The organism is Streptomyces sp. NPDC029956, assembly GCF_055574655.1.
In genome coordinates, this window is record NZ_JBVHZJ010000042.1 from 59,169 (window position 1) to 74,241 (window position 15,073).

Here is a 15,073-nt window from a genome sequence, read left to right on the forward strand (position 1 = left end):
CCCTCTGGGTGGCATCCGTACCCCCGTAACCCCCCCTCCCCCCATCCTTTGCCTTGGGGGGGGCGGCCCCGCCCCCCCCTCTCTGCCTGGCCTCTCCCGCGTACGGTCCGACGCGGCTCAGTGCAGCAGGTCTTCCTCGCCGCCGTCCGCGGCCTCGACCTCTTCGCGCGTGATCCCCAGCAGATACAGCACGGTGTCCAGGAACGGCACGTTCACCGCGGTGTGCGCGGCCTCGCGCACCACCGGCTTCGCGTTGAACGCCACGCCGAGACCGGCCGCGTTCAGCATGTCCAGGTCGTTCGCCCCGTCGCCGATCGCCACGGTCTGCGCCAGCGGCACACCCGCCTCCGCCGCGAACCGGCGCAGCAGCCGCGCCTTGCCCGCCCGGTCCACGATCTCGCCGGTCACCCGCCCGGTCAGCCTGCCGTCCACGATCTCCAGGGTGTTGGCCGAGGCGAAGTCGAGCCCGAGCCGCTCCTTCAGATCGTCCGTGACCTGCGTGAACCCGCCCGAGACGACTCCCACCTGGTAGCCGAGCCGCTTGAGCGTACGGATCAGGGTCCGGGCCCCGGGCGTCATCCGCACCTCGGCACGGACCTTGTCGACCACCGAGGCGTCGAGCCCGGCGAGCAGCTCCACGCGCGCGTGCAGCGACTGCTCGAAGTCCAGCTCCCCGCGCATCGCCGCCGCCGTCACCTCGGCGACCTTGTCCTCGCATCCGGCGTGCGCCGCGAAGAGCTCGATCACCTCGTCCTGGATCAGCGTCGAGTCGACGTCCATGACGACGAGCCGCTGGGCCCGCCGGTGCAGCCCGGCGGAGACCACGGCCACATCGACCCCGATGCTGTGGGCCTGGGTGGCGAGGGCGGTCCGCAACGGCTCGGTCTCGCAGCCGGAGACGGCGAACTCGACCGCGGTGACGGGGTACTTCGCCAGCCGGAAGACACGGTCGATGTTGCCGCCGGCCTCCGCGATCCTGGCCGCTATGGCCGCTGTCTGCTCCGCCGTCAGCGGGTTGCCCAGCACGGTGACGTGCGAGCGCCCCTCACCCCGGGGACGGTTGTCGCCCGTACCCGAGATGATCTCGGCCTGGAGCTTCAGCGACTCGGCCCAGCTGTGCACGGTCGCGCGGAGCTCGCCCTGCGAGGCGACGGTCGGCTCGGTGACGAGCGCGCACAGGACGAGGCGGCCGCGGGAGACGACCTGCTCGATGTCCACGACGTCGACGGAGTAGGCGGCGAGGGTGTCGAAGAGTCCCGCGGTGATCCCGGGACGGTCCTTCCCGAAGATCTTGACGAGAAGGGTGGGAACGTCTGAGGTCTGCGATGCGCTCATGGTGCTTCCACCGTATCGGGCACCGCGCGCCACCCGACCCCCCGTCCCGCCCAGCGGACACCCGGAGGGCGCGACCTCGATCCCGGGAGCGTCCTCGGAGAGCCTGTGCCGGGTCTTCACGCGGCCCGACTTTCGGAGAGGGGACCGGGCCTGAAATAGTTCCCCAGGATGATTCGCATCCCTGGACTCCCCGCGACGGGGGTACATCGGGGGACAAGTAGTGGGGCATGGAGTGCCAGAACTCGTACTGGAATTGAACGGAAGGACCTGGACGCTCGATCCGTCCAGGTCGTACACCCTGGGCCGCGACCCGCAGGGTGACCTGGTCATCGACGACGCCAGGGTCTCGTGGCGCCACGCCACCATCAGCTGGGGCGGCCGCAGTTGGGTCATCGAGGACCACGGCTCGACCAACGGCACGTTCCTGCAGGGGCAGCGGATCCACCAGGTGGAGATCGGCCCCGGCTCGGCCGTCCACCTCGGCAACGCCACCGACGGCCCCCGGCTGAATCTCGCCGCCGCCGGCGCCCCGGCCCACCAGGTCCCCGCTCACCAGGCCGCGGAGCAGTCCGCCCAGGCCGAGTGGATCACGCACCAGGCCCCGCCGCAGCAGGGCCAGCAGCAGGGCCAGCAGCAGGGCCAGCACCAGGTCCCGCAGCAGAACTGGCAGCAGCAGGCCCCGCCGCCCGTGCACCCGCAGGCCGCCCGGCAGCAGGTCCCGCACCAGCAGGGACACGGAGGACCCGGTGCCGCCGGGGCGTCGGCGGCCTACGCCGACCGCAGCCCCACCACGTTCCACCAGCTGGCCCTCGGCCACGTCATGCGCATCGGCCGTGCCCTCGAGAACGAACTGGTCGTCTCCGACCTCCAGGTCTCTCGGCACCACGCCGAGTTCCACGCGACGCCCGACGGACGCTTCGAGATCCGCGACCTCGGCTCGCACAACGGCACGTACGTCAACGGCCAGCCGATCACCAAGGGCGGCTCCGCCCTCCTCGGCCCGCAGGACATCGTCGGCGTCGGCCACTCGACCTTCCGGCTCGTCGGCGGCCAGCTCGAGGAGTTCGTCGACACCGGCTCCGTCTCCTTCTCGGCCCGCCACCTCACGGTCACGGTCGACGGCGGCAAGCAGATCCTCAAGGACGTCTCCTTCGGCGTCCCGGAGAAGTCGCTGATCGGTGTCATCGGCCCGTCCGGCTCCGGAAAGTCCACGCTGCTCAAGGCGCTGACCGGCTACCGCCCGGCCAACGAGGGCGACGTGCTCTACGACAACCGAAGCCTCTACAAGCAGTTCGCCGAGCTGCGCCAGCGCATCGGTCTGGTCCCGCAGGACGACATCCTGCACAAGGAGCTGACCGTCCAGAAGGCGCTGCGCTACGCCGCCAAGCTCCGCTTCCCCGGCGACACCGCCGAGTCCGAGCGAGAGGCCCGCATCGGCGAGGTGCTGCGCGAGCTCAAGCTCGACATCCACAAGGAGAAGAAGGTCACCTCCCTCTCCGGTGGTCAGCGCAAGCGCGTGTCGGTCGCCCTGGAGCTCCTCACCAAGCCGTCGCTGATCTTCCTGGACGAGCCGACCTCCGGCCTCGACCCGGGCATGGACCGCGATGTCATGCAGCTGCTCCGCGGCCTCGCCGACGACGGCCGCACGGTCCTCGTCGTCACCCACTCGGTGGCCGAGCTGGGCCTCTGCGACAAGCTGCTCGTGATGGCCCCCGGCGGCTCGGTGGCGTACTTCGGCCCGCCGGACGAGGCGCTGAACTTCTTCGGCTACTCCACCTGGGCCGACGTCTTCTCCGCCTTCGAGAACTACCGCGACTACGACTGGGCGGGCCGCTGGAAGGGCTCGCAGCACTACCAGCTGTACGCCGCGGACATCGACGCCGTCGCCGCGCAGCCGGTCCAGATGCCGCAGCACTCGATGACCCGGCCGCCGAAGCCGCAGGGCTGGGGCTCCCAGCTGTGGACGCTGATCCGCCGCTACGTCTCCGTGATCGCCTCCGACAAGGGCTTCCTGGGCCTGATGGTCATCCTGCCCGCCGTCCTCGGCGCGGTCTCGGTGGTCATCCCGGCCGACTTCGGCCTCGGCTCGCCGAAGCCCCCGTCCCGCTTCAACGGCGACGCCGGCACGATCATGCTGATCCTCGCGGTCGGCATGTGCTTCAGCGGCGCCGCCAACTCCGTACGAGAGCTGATCAAGGAACGGGTCATCTACGAACGGGAGCGGGCCACCGGCCTGTCCCGCTCGGCGTACCTGATGTCCAAGGTCATCGTGCTCGGTCTGATCACGGCCTTCCAGGGCGTCATCATCTGCGGCATCGGCTTCTCGACCCGCGAGCTGCCCGCCGAGGGCCTGTTCATGCCGCCGGCCGCCGAGCTGTGCATCCAGGTGATCGCCCTCGGCCTCACCTCGATGATGTTCGGCCTGGTCATCTCCGCCCTGGTGAAGACCGCCGAGAAGACCATGCCGCTGCTGGTCATGTTCGCGATCATCCAGGTCGTCTTCACCGGCATCCTCTTCCAGGTGTACAGCTCGCCCGGCCTGGAGCAGTTCGCCTGGCTGATGCCCTCCCGCTGGGGCATCGCCGGCGCCGGCACCACCCTCGACCTCGGCCGCCTCATGCCGCCGTGGGACCCGAAGAACCCCACCGACACCGACCCGCTCTGGGAGCACACGGTCGGCCAGTGGAGCCTCGACCTCGGCATCCAGCTGTTCATGGCCGCCGTCTGCTGCGTCGCCGTGGCGCGGCTGCTGCGCCGCCACGAGCCCGAGGTCATGCGCAAGTGAGCGACTGATCGACCGGTACGCCGAAGGGCGGCACCCCCAGTGCGGGGGGTGCCGCCCTTCGGCGTGCGACAGCGGACCGAGTGCGATCAGTACGCGCTGTTGACGTTGTCGATCGAGCCGTAACGGTCGGCCGCGTAGTTGGCGGCGGCGACGAGGTTGGCGACCGGGTCGTACTGATCGAACTTGGTGCCCGGGATGTGGTAGGCCTTGAAGGTCGGGTAGATGACCTGCAGCAGGCCCTTCGACGGGACGCCGTTGATGGCGTTGATGTCCCAGTTGTTGATGGCCCGCGGGTTGCCGCTGGACTCACGCATGATGTTCTTGTGCAGGCCGTTGTAGGTGCCCGGAATGTTGTGCTTGTCCATGATGAACAGCGCCTCGCGGATCCAGCCGTCGAGGTTGTTCGCGAAGACCGGGGTACGGGCGACGGAACGGCTCGCGGCGGCCTTGGCGGCGGCGCGCTTCTTCGCGTCGGCCTTCGCCTTCGCCGCGGCCTTCGCCTGGGCGTCGGCCTTCGCCTTGGCGGCGGCCTTGGCCTGGGCGTCGGCCTTCGCCTTGGCGGCGGCGGCCGCCTTGGCCTTGGCATCGGCGGCGGCCTTCGCCGTGGCCTCCTGCTGGGCCTTGAGGCCGATGGTGGACTGCTGCTCGGTGATGCTGGCGGCCAGGGCCTTCGCCTGCGGGCTGCTCGCGTTGTACGACCAGGCCACCTGCTGCGTACCGGAGAGAGCCTGGGGCTCGGTCTCGGTCGAGCCGTTGCCGGGGACGAGGGACAGGGTCAGCGCCGCGGCGCCCAGAGCGGCGACGCCGGCGATCGTGGCCTTGTGGGTCTTCTTCAGACCACGAATGTGGCCAGGGGTGTTCGCAGACATAACGGACTACCTCTTCGAATCGCTGGGGGTCGCTCCACCGGGGCGGTGTCTCGCCAACTCGGCGGCGACGGGGGCAATTCTTAGCGGCCGCAAAATGCCGTGGCAAAGGTGTGACGTACGATCCCGGGTAGTGGATCAGGGGCTCGTGCACGGACCACAGAAGCGCCCTTATGTCGGGCTCACCCCACCCTGACCCACCCTCCGACCGTCCACTAGGGGACTTCGTAAGTGACCTGGGTCCTATGCGCGGGCTCACATCGGGCACGTAACGAACTCACCAGGGGTTGCGTGAGCAATGCGCACGGTAAGTCCCCTCCTCCTCAAGGGGGACAGCGGCCTCCGGGCACTACGACCTAGGTCCCCGGTCCCCCTCCTCCGCGGTCTCCGGACGGATACGGACCGTCACGGCCCGCCGGTACGGTGAAACACATGAGCCATCGACCGAGCTCCGGCCTGGCCGCCGTGAGCACCGCCCTCCTGGCCATGAGCCGCCATCTGGAGGTCCGCGACGTCCTCAAGACGATCGTCGCCTCCGCCCGCGAGCTGCTCGACGCCGAGTACGCGGCCCTGGGCGTCCCCGACGACCACGGGGGCTTCGCCCAGTTCGTGGTCGACGGCGTCAGCGAGGAGCAGTGGAAGGCGATCGGCCCGCTGCCCCGGCAGCACGGCATCCTCGCCGCGATGCTCCACAAGGCCGAGCCCGAGCGGCTCGCCGACGTCCGCGAGGACCCCCGCTTCGAGGGCTGGCCCGCCGCCCACCCCGAGATGTCCGACTTCCTCGGCCTCCCCGTCAGGGACGGCGACGAGATCCTCGGCGCCCTCTTCCTCGCGAACAAGCGCTGCCCGAAGGAGAACGGCGGCTGCGGCTTCACCGCCGAGGACGAGGAACTCCTCTCGATCCTGGCCCAGCACGCGGCCATCGCCCTCACCAACGCCCGGCTGTACGAGCGCAGCCGCGAGCTCACCATCGCGGAGGAGCGCTCCCGCCTCGCCCACGAGCTGCACGACGCCGTCAGCCAGAAGCTCTTCTCGCTGCGGCTGACCGCCCAGGCCGCCGCCGCGCTCGTCGACCGCGACCCCGCCCGCGCCAAGGGGGAGCTCCAGCAGGTCGCCATGCTCGCCGCCGAGGCCGCCGACGAGCTGCGCGCCGCCGTCGTCGAGCTCCGCCCCGCCGCCCTCGACGAGGACGGCCTGGTCCACACCCTCCGTACCCACATCCAGGTCCTGGACCGCGCCCACACCGCCCGGGTCACCTTCGAGAGCCCCGGGACGCGCGCGCTGCCCGCCGCACAGGAGGAGGCGGTGCTCCGGGTCGCCCAGGAGGCCCTGCACAACGCCCTGCGGCACTCGGACGCGGGACTCGTCGCCGTCTCGCTCATCCGCGCGGGCCAGGGCGCGCGGCTCACCGTCACCGACGACGGCAAGGGCTTCGACCCGCGTACGGTCCGCAGTGCGGGCCGCCACCTCGGCCTGGTCTCCATGCGGGACCGGGCGGGCGGCGTCGGCGGATCGCTCACCGTGACCTCGGCCCCCGGCGAGGGCACCACGATCGAGATGGAGGTTCCCGGTGGCTGACAAGCAGATCCGTGTCCTGCTGGTCGACGACCACCAGGTCGTCCGCAGAGGCCTGCGCACCTTTCTCGAGGTGCAGGACGACATAGAGGTGGTGGGGGAGGCCTCCGACGGCGCCGAGGGCGTCGCGCGGGCCGAGGAGCTCCGCCCGGACGTGGTCCTCATGGACGTGAAGATGCCGGGGACGGACGGTATCGAGGCGCTGAAGCGGCTCCGCGCGCTCGACAACCCCGCGAGGGTCCTCGTCGTCACCAGCTTCACCGAGCAGCGCACGGTGGTCCCCGCGCTCCGCGCCGGCGCCTCCGGATACGTCTACAAGGACATCGACCCCGACGCGCTGGCCGGCGCGATCCGCTCCGTCCACGCCGGGCACATCCTGCTCCAGCCCGAGGTCGCGGGCGCCCTGCTCAGCCAGGACGACTCCCACGGGGGTACGGGACGCGGCTCGACCCTCACGGAGCGGGAGCGCGAGGTCCTCGGCCTGATCGCGGACGGCCGGTCGAACCGCGAGATCGCCCGCGCGCTCGTCCTCTCCGAGAAGACGGTCAAGACGCACGTCTCGAACATCCTGATGAAGCTCGACCTCGCGGACCGCACCCAGGCGGCGCTCTGGGCGGTCCGCCACGGCCTCACCGACTGAGCACGCCCCCCTTATGCGCCGGGCGCACGACCGTTCTGTCCTTCATACCGTCGTGTGTATGTCCCCCGTTCGGCGCAACCTGGCGGGGGGTGCCGCGTTCTCCATGGCGTGCTGCTGCTGACCGGCCGCAGCGATGACCAGGAGGATGTACCAAGTGAAGAACCTCAAGAAGGCCGCTGCCCTCACCATGGTCGCCGGTGGCATCGTCGCCGCCGGTGCGGGTGTCGCCTCCGCCCACGGCGCCGAGGCCACGGGCGAGGCCCTCAACTCTCCGGGCGTCGCCTCCGGCAACCTGGTGCAGGTCCCGGTCCACGTCCCCGTGAACGTCTCCGGCAACACGGTCAACGTGATCGGCCTGCTCAACCCGGCCTTCGGCAACCACGCCCTCAACGGCTGACCGCCGCACGAACCAACCGGCCCCCGGGACGATCCCCCCGGGGGCCGGTCCCCTCTCCTCTGCACGCGGCCCTCACACCGGCCGGAGGAGACGAGGCACCCCGGGGTCAGAACCCCTGGTCGCGTTCCCGTTCCTCGACGTACGCGTTGTACGCGGCCACCTGGGCCCGCCGCGCCACCCGCTCCACCGGCCGCAGCGCCTCCCCCCGCGCCGCCATCTCCGAGGCACTCACCGCACCCCCGTGCCCGTGGTCGTACGCCAGGTCCACCAGCAGGCCCACCCGCTGAGCCAGCTCCAGGACCCGCACCGCCCGCGGCGGGTAGCCCGGGGCGAGGACCTCCCGGCCCACCTCCGCCCGTGCCCGGTACGCCTCGCGCGCCGCGTCCGCCGCCGGGCCCGAGGCCGCCACGTCCAGCCGGGTCAGGACCGACGTCGCGTCCCGCAGGGCCTCCGCCAGTTCCCGCTCGGCCTCGCCGAGCGACGGCACGTCCGCCGGCGGCGCCTCCCGCACCGCGAGACAGCGCCAGACCACCTCCACATGGACGTCGCCCACCGGCCCCGCCTCCGAGACCTCCGGCACGAGACCGTACGGCGCGCCGTGGCCCACCACCGCCTCCTCCGCCTCCAACGCGCGCGCGTTGAAGTCCGGCGGCCCGCTCAGCCCCAGCGGATGCCCCGGCGCCGGCAGCGCCACCCGCCACCCGGTCACCCCGAGCCGCCGCAGCCGGCCGAGCGCCAGCGTCAGCCCCACCGGCCGCGCCTCACCCGGCAGCCCCTCCACGCGGTGCACCGCGTCCTCCCCGACAATGGCCAGCGCCGCCTCGTCCGGCGACACCGCCCCGGCCAGCAGGGCATTGCCCCAAGCGGCCAGGCGTCCTGAGCGTGGTTCCGAAAGCATCCCCCAAGACTAGGGGGAGTCCTGGGCGCACCGGGGGACGCAAAGGAAGCCCTAGGGACCGGCCCGCTCCGTCGATAACGTAGGTTTTCCCCTGGACGCCGCGCCCACCGGTGCATGGCGACGACACGACTCGACCGCAAGGGGAGACAACGCGCTCATGAGCGATGTACTGGAGCTGGTGGACGTATCCGTGGTCCGCGACGGACGGGCTCTGGTGGACGAGGTCTCCTGGTCGGTCAAGGAGGGCGAGCGCTGGGTGATCCTCGGACCCAACGGCGCCGGCAAGACCACCCTTCTGAACATCGCCTCCAGCTACCTCTTCCCCACCAAGGGCACCGCCCACATCCTGGGCGAGCAGCTCGGCGGCGTCGGCACCGACGTGTTCGAGCTCCGTCCCCGCATCGGGATGGCCGGCATCGCCATGGCGGAGAAGCTCCCCAAGCGCCAGACCGTCCTGCAGACCGTCCTCACCGCCGCGTACGGCATGACCGCGACCTGGCACGAGGACTACGACCCGGTCGACGAGCAGCGCGCCAAGGCCTTCCTCGACCGCCTCGGCATGAACGACTACCTGGACCGGAAGTTCGGCACCCTCTCCGAGGGCGAGCGCAAGCGCACCCTGATCGCCCGCGCGATGATGACCGACCCCGAGCTACTCCTCCTCGACGAGCCCGCCGCAGGCCTCGACCTCGGCGGCCGCGAGGACCTCGTCCGCCGTCTCGGCCGCCTCGCCCGCGACCCGTACGCCCCCTCCATGATCATGGTCACCCACCACGTCGAGGAGATCGCGCCGGGCTTCACCCACGTCCTGATGATCCGTCAGGGCAAGGTGCTCGCCGCCGGCCCGGTGGAGATGGAACTGACCTCCCGCAACCTCTCGCACTGCTTCGGCCTGCCGCTCGTCGTCGAGCGCGTCGGCGACCGCTGGACCGCCCACGGCCTGCCCCTGAAGTAGCGGACGAAGCGCCGGCGTCCCGCACAGCCGCCCGCGCCCTGTCCCGGAGACCCCCACCGCCCCTACCATGACCATGTGGACATCGACGCATGGGTCTGGTGGCTGATCGGCGCGGTGGGGCTCGGCATTCCGCTGGTCCTGACCGCGATGCCCGAATTCGGCATGTTCTCCGTCGGAGCGGTGGCGGGGGCGGTGACCGCCGCACTCGGCTTCGGCGTCGTCGCCCAAGTGCTCGTCTTCGTCGTCGTCTCGGTGGCGCTCGTCGCGGTGGTACGCCCGATCGCCGCCCGCCATCGCGACGACAGGCCCCAACACGCCACCGGAATCGACGCCCTGAAGGGGCGTCAGGCCGTCGTCCTGGAACGGGTCGACAGCAACGGGGGGCGCATCAAGCTCGCGGGGGAGATCTGGTCCGCGCGCACGCTGGACATCGGACAGAGCTTCGAACCGGGCGATCAGGTCGACGTGGTGGACATCGACGGGGCGACCGCTGTGGTCATGTGACCGAACCTCGCCCATGACGCTCCGCCATCTGGGAAACTCGATCATCGAAAGCAACCCGGCAGTCAACCGGCAGCGAAGGGCACGGGGAACACGATGTCAGCAGTCATCATCGTCCTGATCATTCTGGTGGTGCTCGTCTTCATCGCCCTGATCAAGACGATCCAGGTCATTCCGCAGGCGAGCGCGGCGATCGTGGAGCGCTTCGGCCGCTACACCCGCACGCTCAACGCCGGGCTGAACATCGTCGTCCCGTTCATCGACTCGATCCGCAACCGGATCGACCTGCGTGAACAGGTCGTCCCGTTCCCGCCGCAGCCGGTGATCACCCAGGACAACCTCGTCGTCAACATCGACACGGTCATCTACTACCAGGTGACCGACGCGAGGGCCGCGACCTACGAGGTCGCCAGCTACATCCAGGCGATCGAGCAGCTCACCGTCACCACCCTGCGCAACATCATCGGCGGCATGGACCTGGAACGGACCCTGACCTCCCGCGAGGAGATCAACGCCGCCCTCCGCGGCGTCCTCGACGAGGCCACCGGCAAGTGGGGCATCCGCGTCAACCGCGTCGAGCTCAAGGCGATCGAGCCGCCGACCTCCATCCAGGACTCGATGGAGAAGCAGATGCGCGCCGAGCGCGACAAGCGCGCCGCGATCCTCACCGCCGAGGGCACCCGCCAGTCCGCCATCCTCACCGCGGAGGGCGAGAAGCAGTCCGCGATCCTGCGCGCCGAGGGCGAGTCCAAGGCCGCCGCGCTGCGCGCCGAGGGCGAGGCCCAGGCCGTCCGCACGGTCTTCGAGGCCATCCACGCCGGCGACCCGGACCAGAAGCTGCTCTCGTACCAGTACCTCCAGATGCTCCCGAAGATCGCCGAGGGCGACGCCAACAAGCTCTGGATCGTGCCCAGCGAGATCGGCGACGCCCTCAAGGGCCTCTCGGGCGCCTTCGGCAACAAGGACGGCAGCGTCCCCGGCTTCAACACCAAGGCCGCAGGGACCGAAAGGCGAGACGAGCCGTCGGTTGACTGACACGTACACGTAATCTTCGTGCATGATCGGTGCGAGCCCCTCGACCCCGACGACGTCAGGGCGGGGAGGCGACTCACTGACCATGTAAGGAGATGGCGTTGTCCATCTGGGAAGCACTGGCAGTCTTCGCCGCCGGCATCGGCGCCGGCACCATCAACACCATCGTCGGATCGGGAACGCTCATCACGTTCCCGGTCCTTCTCGCCACCGGACTGCCTCCGATCACCGCGAACGTCTCCAACGCCCTCGGCCTCGTCCCCGGATCCATCAGCGGAGCCATCGGCTACCGGGCCGAACTCAAGGGCCAGAAGCACCGCATCATCCGCCTCGGCACGGCCGCCCTCATCGGTGGTCTCATCGGCGCGATCCTGCTTCTCGCGCTGCCGTCCGACGCCTTCGACGCGATCGTCCCGGTCCTCATCGGCCTCGCGCTCGTCCTGGTCCTCCTCCAGCCCCGTATCGCCGCCGCCGTCAAGCGCCGCCGCGAACAGACGGGGACCGAGGCCCACCCCGACGGCGGCCCCGCCCTCCTCGTCGGCCTCCTTTTCGCCAGCATGTACGGCGGATACTTCGGCGCCGCCCAGGGCGTGCTCTACCTCTCCCTGATGGGCCTGCTGCTCCACGACACCCTGCAGCGGATCAACGCCGTCAAGAACATCCTCGGCGCCCTCGTCAACGGCGTCGCCGCCGTCTTCTTCCTCTTCGTCGCCGAGTTCGACTGGACGGCCGTCCTGCTCATCGCCGTCGGCTCCACCATCGGCGGCCAGATCGGCGCCAAGGTCGGCCGCAGACTGCCGCCCACGGTCCTGCGCGGAGTGATCATCGCTGTCGGCGTCATCGCCATCCTTCAACTGACACTCCGTTAGAACCCTTGCCGGGAACGACGGAAGGGCCCGCCTCCCCACACCGGGGGAGGCGGGCCCTTCCGCACGAGACGGGGTTACGCGGCAGACTTCGCCAGCCAGTCCGGCAGCTCCGACCGCTCGCTCGCCCGCATCGCCAGCAGCATCGCGTCCGCGGGCGTCGGCTCGAACGGCTGGAACAGCAGCGGCATCCCCGCCTGCTCCGGCGTCCTGGCCGCCTTGCGGTGGTTGTCCTCGGCGCACGAAGCGACCGTGTTCAGCCAGCTGTCCCCACCGCCCTGGGCGCGCGGGACCACGTGGTCGACGGTCGTCGCCCGCCGCCCGCAGTACGCGCACCGGTGCTGGTCCCGTACCAGGACCCCCCTCCTCGACCACGGTGCCTGTCTTCGGAAGGGCACCCGGACGTAGCGGCAGAGCCTGATCACCCGCGGCACCGGAAGATCGACGGCCGCACCTCGCACCCGCAGATCGGGATGGGCGTGCTCGACGACGGCCTTGTCCGTCAGGACAAGCACCACCGCACGGTTGAGAGAGACCGTCGACAGCGGCTCGAAGCTCGCGTTGAGTACCAGCGTGTCCCGCATTGTGCCCACCTCCCGTGTGCAGGCCCGGCCCCGGAGCGGGGCGGTGGGGCCTGGATCAACGATGGCCGGGCCGGCCGGGGTCGGACAACGCAATATTTCCCGCGCAACAAAAGATGCCCGCTTCTGATCTCTCCAAGACCAGAAGCGGGCAAACAACAAACGAACGATCAGCCTGCCGCGGGAGCCGCGTACTCACCGATCAACTGGGCACGCCCCAGCGTGTGGAACCGCAGGTTGAACCCGACCACCGCCGGCGACACGTCACCGTCCGGACCGAGCTTCTCGCCGTCCACCGCGTACACCGTGAACACATACCGGTGCTCCTCCCCGGCCGGGGGAGCGGCACCGCCGAAGTCCTTCGAGCCGTAGTCGTTCCGGACGTGTACGGCCCCGGCCGGCAGCCCCTCGAACGACCCCGACCCGGCACCGGCGGGCAGCTCGGTCACGGACGCCGGGATGTCGAACAGCACCCAGTGCCAGAACCCGCTGCCCGTCGGGGCGTCCGGGTCGAAGCAGGTGACGGCGAAGCTCTTCGTCTCCGCCGGGAACCCCTCCCAGCGCAGCTGCGGCGAGGTGTTCCCCGCGGCGTACACCTGCGCGTCCTTCAGGACCCCGCCCGGCGCGATGTCGTCGCTCACCACGGTGAACGCCGCCACCGGCGGATGGAAGTCGTGCGGGAGCGGCGCCCTCTTGCCGTCGGACACGTCGAAACCTCCGGATCGCCCGTACTGCCTCAGCAGCCTTTACGGGCCCGAGCCTAGAGCCAGTTGCGGCGGCCGCCGACCTCGGCGAGCCACTGGTTCAGGTAAGCCGCCCAATCGGTGGCGTGGAAGTCGTCCAGACCCACCTTGAACGCACGGAACGAGTCGCTGCCCTCACCGAACAGACCCGGCTTCTTGTCCATCTCCAGGACGACGTCCATCTCACGGTCGTCCGCGATGAAGCTGACCTCGACCTGGTTCAGACCCCGGTACTGCTGCGGAGCGAAGAACTCGATCTCCTGGTAGAAGGGCAGCTTCTGCCGCGTCCCCCGGATGTGGCCGCGCTCCATGTCCGCGCTCTTGAAGCGGAAGCCCAGCTGCAGGAACGCGTCCAGGATCGCCTGCTGCGCCGGCAGCGGGTGCACGTTGACCGGGTCCAGGTCACCGGAGTCCACCGCGCGGGCGATCTCCAGCTCGGTGGTCACCCCGATGTTCATCCCGCGCAGCTGCTGACCGGAGACCGAGGTCACCGGGGTCTCCCACGGGATCTCCAGACCGAAGGGCACCACGTGCACCGCGCCGGCCTTCACCTCGAAGGCACCGCCCAGACGGACCTTGACGAACTCGATGTCCTGCTTCTGCTCCTGGTCACCGCCCTCGACCTCGACCCGTGCCTGCAGGCCGACGGAGAGCCCCTCGATCTGCTGGTCGACACTGCCGCCCTGGATCCGGACCTCACCCTGGACGACACCGCCCGGAACCACGTTCTCCTCGGTGAGCACCGTCTCCACGGTGGCCCCACCGGCGCCCAGGCTCGCGAGCAGCTTCTTGAATCCCATGACCTTCACTCCTTCTCAGTCCTGACCCCTACATACGCGCGACGACCGTAGTCGGTTCCCCACCGGACCCCCACTACGCTCGTGCGCCATGAGCGAGAGCCCCGACCGTACGCCGCTCCCACGGACCTTCTTCGACCGCCCGGTCCTCGAGGTCGCGCCCGATCTCCTCGGCCGCACACTCGTCCGCCGTTCCCCCGAAGGACTGATGGAACTGCGTCTGACGGAGGTGGAGGCGTACGCCGGCGCGATCGACCCCGGCTCGCACGCCTTCCGGGGCCGTACGGCACGCAACGCCGTCATGTTCGGCCCGCCCGGACACGCGTACGTCTACTTCACCTACGGCATGTGGCACTGCCTCAACCTGGTCTGCGGCCCCGAGGGCCACGCGAGCGGGGTGCTGCTGCGAGCGGGGGAGATCCTCAAGGGCACCGACGAGGCCCGCCCCCGGCGCCGCTCGGCCCGGTCCGACCACGAGCTGGCCAAGGGCCCTGCCCGGCTGGCCACCGCGCTCGACGTCGGCCTCTCCCTGAACGGCACCGACACCTGCGCCGGCCCGGACGCCCCTCTCTCCCTCTTCACCGGCACCCCGCCGCCCTCCGACCGCATCCGCAACGGCCCCCGCACGGGAGTCGGCGGCGACGGCGCCCCGCACCCCTGGCGCTTCTGGATCGACGGCGACCCGACGGTGAGTCCGTATCGACCCCACACGCCCCGGAAACGCCCACTTGACTCGGACCGCCCGACCGCCTAACGTAGCCCGAGCAGCTGGTTACGGGCCTGCTTGTTCAAGCACCCCGCAGCGGCCACCCACTACTCAAGATGACTCCCCAGCAGGGGCTTATTTCGGCATGCCGGAATTCGAACTCGATTGCTCGATTATGAGTCGCCGAAGAAATCAGCTAACGTAGTGAACACGCCGAAAGGCGAAAGGCAGCCAACAGGCCACCGGATACAAACTCCGAACCGGAAACGGAACGGAAAAGGATCTGGTAAGGTTGGAAACACGAAGGGAAGCCCGGAGGAAAGCCCGAGAGGGTGAGTACAAAGGAAGCGTCCGTTCCTTGAGAACTCAACAGCGTGCCAAAAATCAACGCCAGAT

The 15,073-nt window shown here is 70.0% G+C and carries 16 protein-coding genes; 9 read left to right on the top strand and 7 right to left on the bottom strand.

The window, feature by feature from the left end; genetic code table 11:
• Positions 1-117 precede the first annotated feature (117 nt).
• Positions 118-1,335, bottom strand: a complete 1,218-nt coding sequence (gene serB / locus ACZ4XX_RS28280) for a phosphoserine phosphatase SerB (protein ID WP_468510690.1) — start codon at positions 1,333-1,335, stop codon at positions 118-120.
• Between the two features lie 220 nt (positions 1,336-1,555).
• Between serB and ACZ4XX_RS28285 the strand changes: the two genes are divergently transcribed.
• Positions 1,556-4,120, top strand: coding sequence for an ABC transporter ATP-binding protein/permease (locus ACZ4XX_RS28285; RefSeq protein WP_468510691.1), 2,565 nt, complete (start codon positions 1,556-1,558; stop codon positions 4,118-4,120).
• Positions 4,121-4,206: 86 nt separating this feature from the next.
• Here ACZ4XX_RS28285 and ACZ4XX_RS28290 read toward each other — a convergent pair whose 3' ends face one another.
• The gene (locus tag ACZ4XX_RS28290; RefSeq protein ID WP_468510692.1) at positions 4,207-4,989 is read right to left on the bottom strand and encodes a transglycosylase SLT domain-containing protein; all 783 of its coding nucleotides are present in this window, start codon (positions 4,987-4,989) and stop codon (positions 4,207-4,209) included.
• A gap of 429 nt (positions 4,990-5,418) precedes the next feature.
• Here ACZ4XX_RS28290 and ACZ4XX_RS28295 point away from each other — a divergent pair, with 429 nt between their 5' ends.
• The 3 genes from ACZ4XX_RS28295 (at position 5,419) to ACZ4XX_RS28305 (ending at position 7,598) form a co-directional block, all read left to right on the top strand.
• Positions 5,419-6,564, top strand: coding sequence for a GAF domain-containing sensor histidine kinase (locus ACZ4XX_RS28295; protein WP_468510693.1), 1,146 nt, complete (start codon positions 5,419-5,421; stop codon positions 6,562-6,564).
• Entirely contained in the window at positions 6,557-7,201 is a 645-nt protein-coding gene (locus ACZ4XX_RS28300; RefSeq protein WP_468510694.1) for a response regulator, read from the top strand. Before ACZ4XX_RS28295 ends, ACZ4XX_RS28300 begins: the two co-directional genes overlap by 8 nt.
• A 154-nt stretch (positions 7,202-7,355) precedes the next feature.
• Positions 7,356-7,598 (top strand): chaplin, encoded by a 243-nt coding sequence (locus ACZ4XX_RS28305; RefSeq protein ID WP_468510695.1) that lies wholly within the window; start codon positions 7,356-7,358, stop codon positions 7,596-7,598.
• A gap of 106 nt (positions 7,599-7,704) precedes the next feature.
• Here ACZ4XX_RS28305 and ACZ4XX_RS28310 read toward each other — a convergent pair whose 3' ends face one another.
• Positions 7,705-8,496 (bottom strand): hypothetical protein, encoded by a 792-nt coding sequence (locus tag ACZ4XX_RS28310; protein WP_468510696.1) that lies wholly within the window; start codon positions 8,494-8,496, stop codon positions 7,705-7,707.
• A gap of 157 nt (positions 8,497-8,653) precedes the next feature.
• On the opposite strand from ACZ4XX_RS28310, the gene ACZ4XX_RS28315 reads away from it, so the two are divergent.
• From ACZ4XX_RS28315 to ACZ4XX_RS28330, 4 genes are all read left to right on the top strand, one after another.
• Positions 8,654-9,451, top strand: coding sequence for an ABC transporter ATP-binding protein (locus ACZ4XX_RS28315; protein WP_468510697.1), 798 nt, complete (start codon positions 8,654-8,656; stop codon positions 9,449-9,451).
• 75 nt (positions 9,452-9,526) lie between these two features.
• Entirely contained in the window at positions 9,527-9,955 is a 429-nt protein-coding gene (locus tag ACZ4XX_RS28320) for an NfeD family protein (protein WP_468510698.1), read from the top strand.
• 93 nt (positions 9,956-10,048) lie between these two features.
• Positions 10,049-10,987: an SPFH domain-containing protein gene (locus ACZ4XX_RS28325; RefSeq protein WP_468510699.1), complete on the top strand. Its 939-nt coding sequence runs from the start codon at positions 10,049-10,051 to the stop codon at positions 10,985-10,987.
• 92 nt (positions 10,988-11,079) lie between these two features.
• Positions 11,080-11,853, top strand: a complete 774-nt coding sequence (locus ACZ4XX_RS28330) for a sulfite exporter TauE/SafE family protein (protein WP_468510700.1) — start codon at positions 11,080-11,082, stop codon at positions 11,851-11,853.
• Positions 11,854-11,927: 74 nt separating this feature from the next.
• Here the strand turns inward: ACZ4XX_RS28330 and ACZ4XX_RS28335 are convergent, their stop codons facing one another.
• From ACZ4XX_RS28335 to ACZ4XX_RS28345, 3 genes are all read right to left on the bottom strand, one after another.
• Positions 11,928-12,434, bottom strand: coding sequence for an HNH endonuclease (locus tag ACZ4XX_RS28335; protein WP_468510701.1), 507 nt, complete (start codon positions 12,432-12,434; stop codon positions 11,928-11,930).
• A 167-nt stretch (positions 12,435-12,601) separates the two neighbouring features.
• Entirely contained in the window at positions 12,602-13,138 is a 537-nt protein-coding gene (locus ACZ4XX_RS28340; protein WP_468510702.1) for a YbhB/YbcL family Raf kinase inhibitor-like protein, read from the bottom strand.
• A gap of 53 nt (positions 13,139-13,191) precedes the next feature.
• On the bottom strand, positions 13,192-13,974 hold the full coding sequence (locus ACZ4XX_RS28345; protein ID WP_468510703.1) for a sporulation protein: 783 nt from the start codon (positions 13,972-13,974) through the stop codon (positions 13,192-13,194).
• An 88-nt stretch (positions 13,975-14,062) separates the two neighbouring features.
• Here ACZ4XX_RS28345 and ACZ4XX_RS28350 point away from each other — a divergent pair, with 88 nt between their 5' ends.
• A complete protein-coding gene (locus tag ACZ4XX_RS28350) occupies positions 14,063-14,725 on the top strand; it encodes a DNA-3-methyladenine glycosylase (protein ID WP_468510704.1) in 663 nt (220 codons plus the stop codon).
• Positions 14,726-14,873: 148 nt separating this feature from the next.
• Here ACZ4XX_RS28350 and ACZ4XX_RS28355 read toward each other — a convergent pair.
• Positions 14,874-15,073: hypothetical protein (locus tag ACZ4XX_RS28355; RefSeq protein ID WP_468510705.1), on the bottom strand; the 200-nt coding region annotated here is incomplete at its 5' end.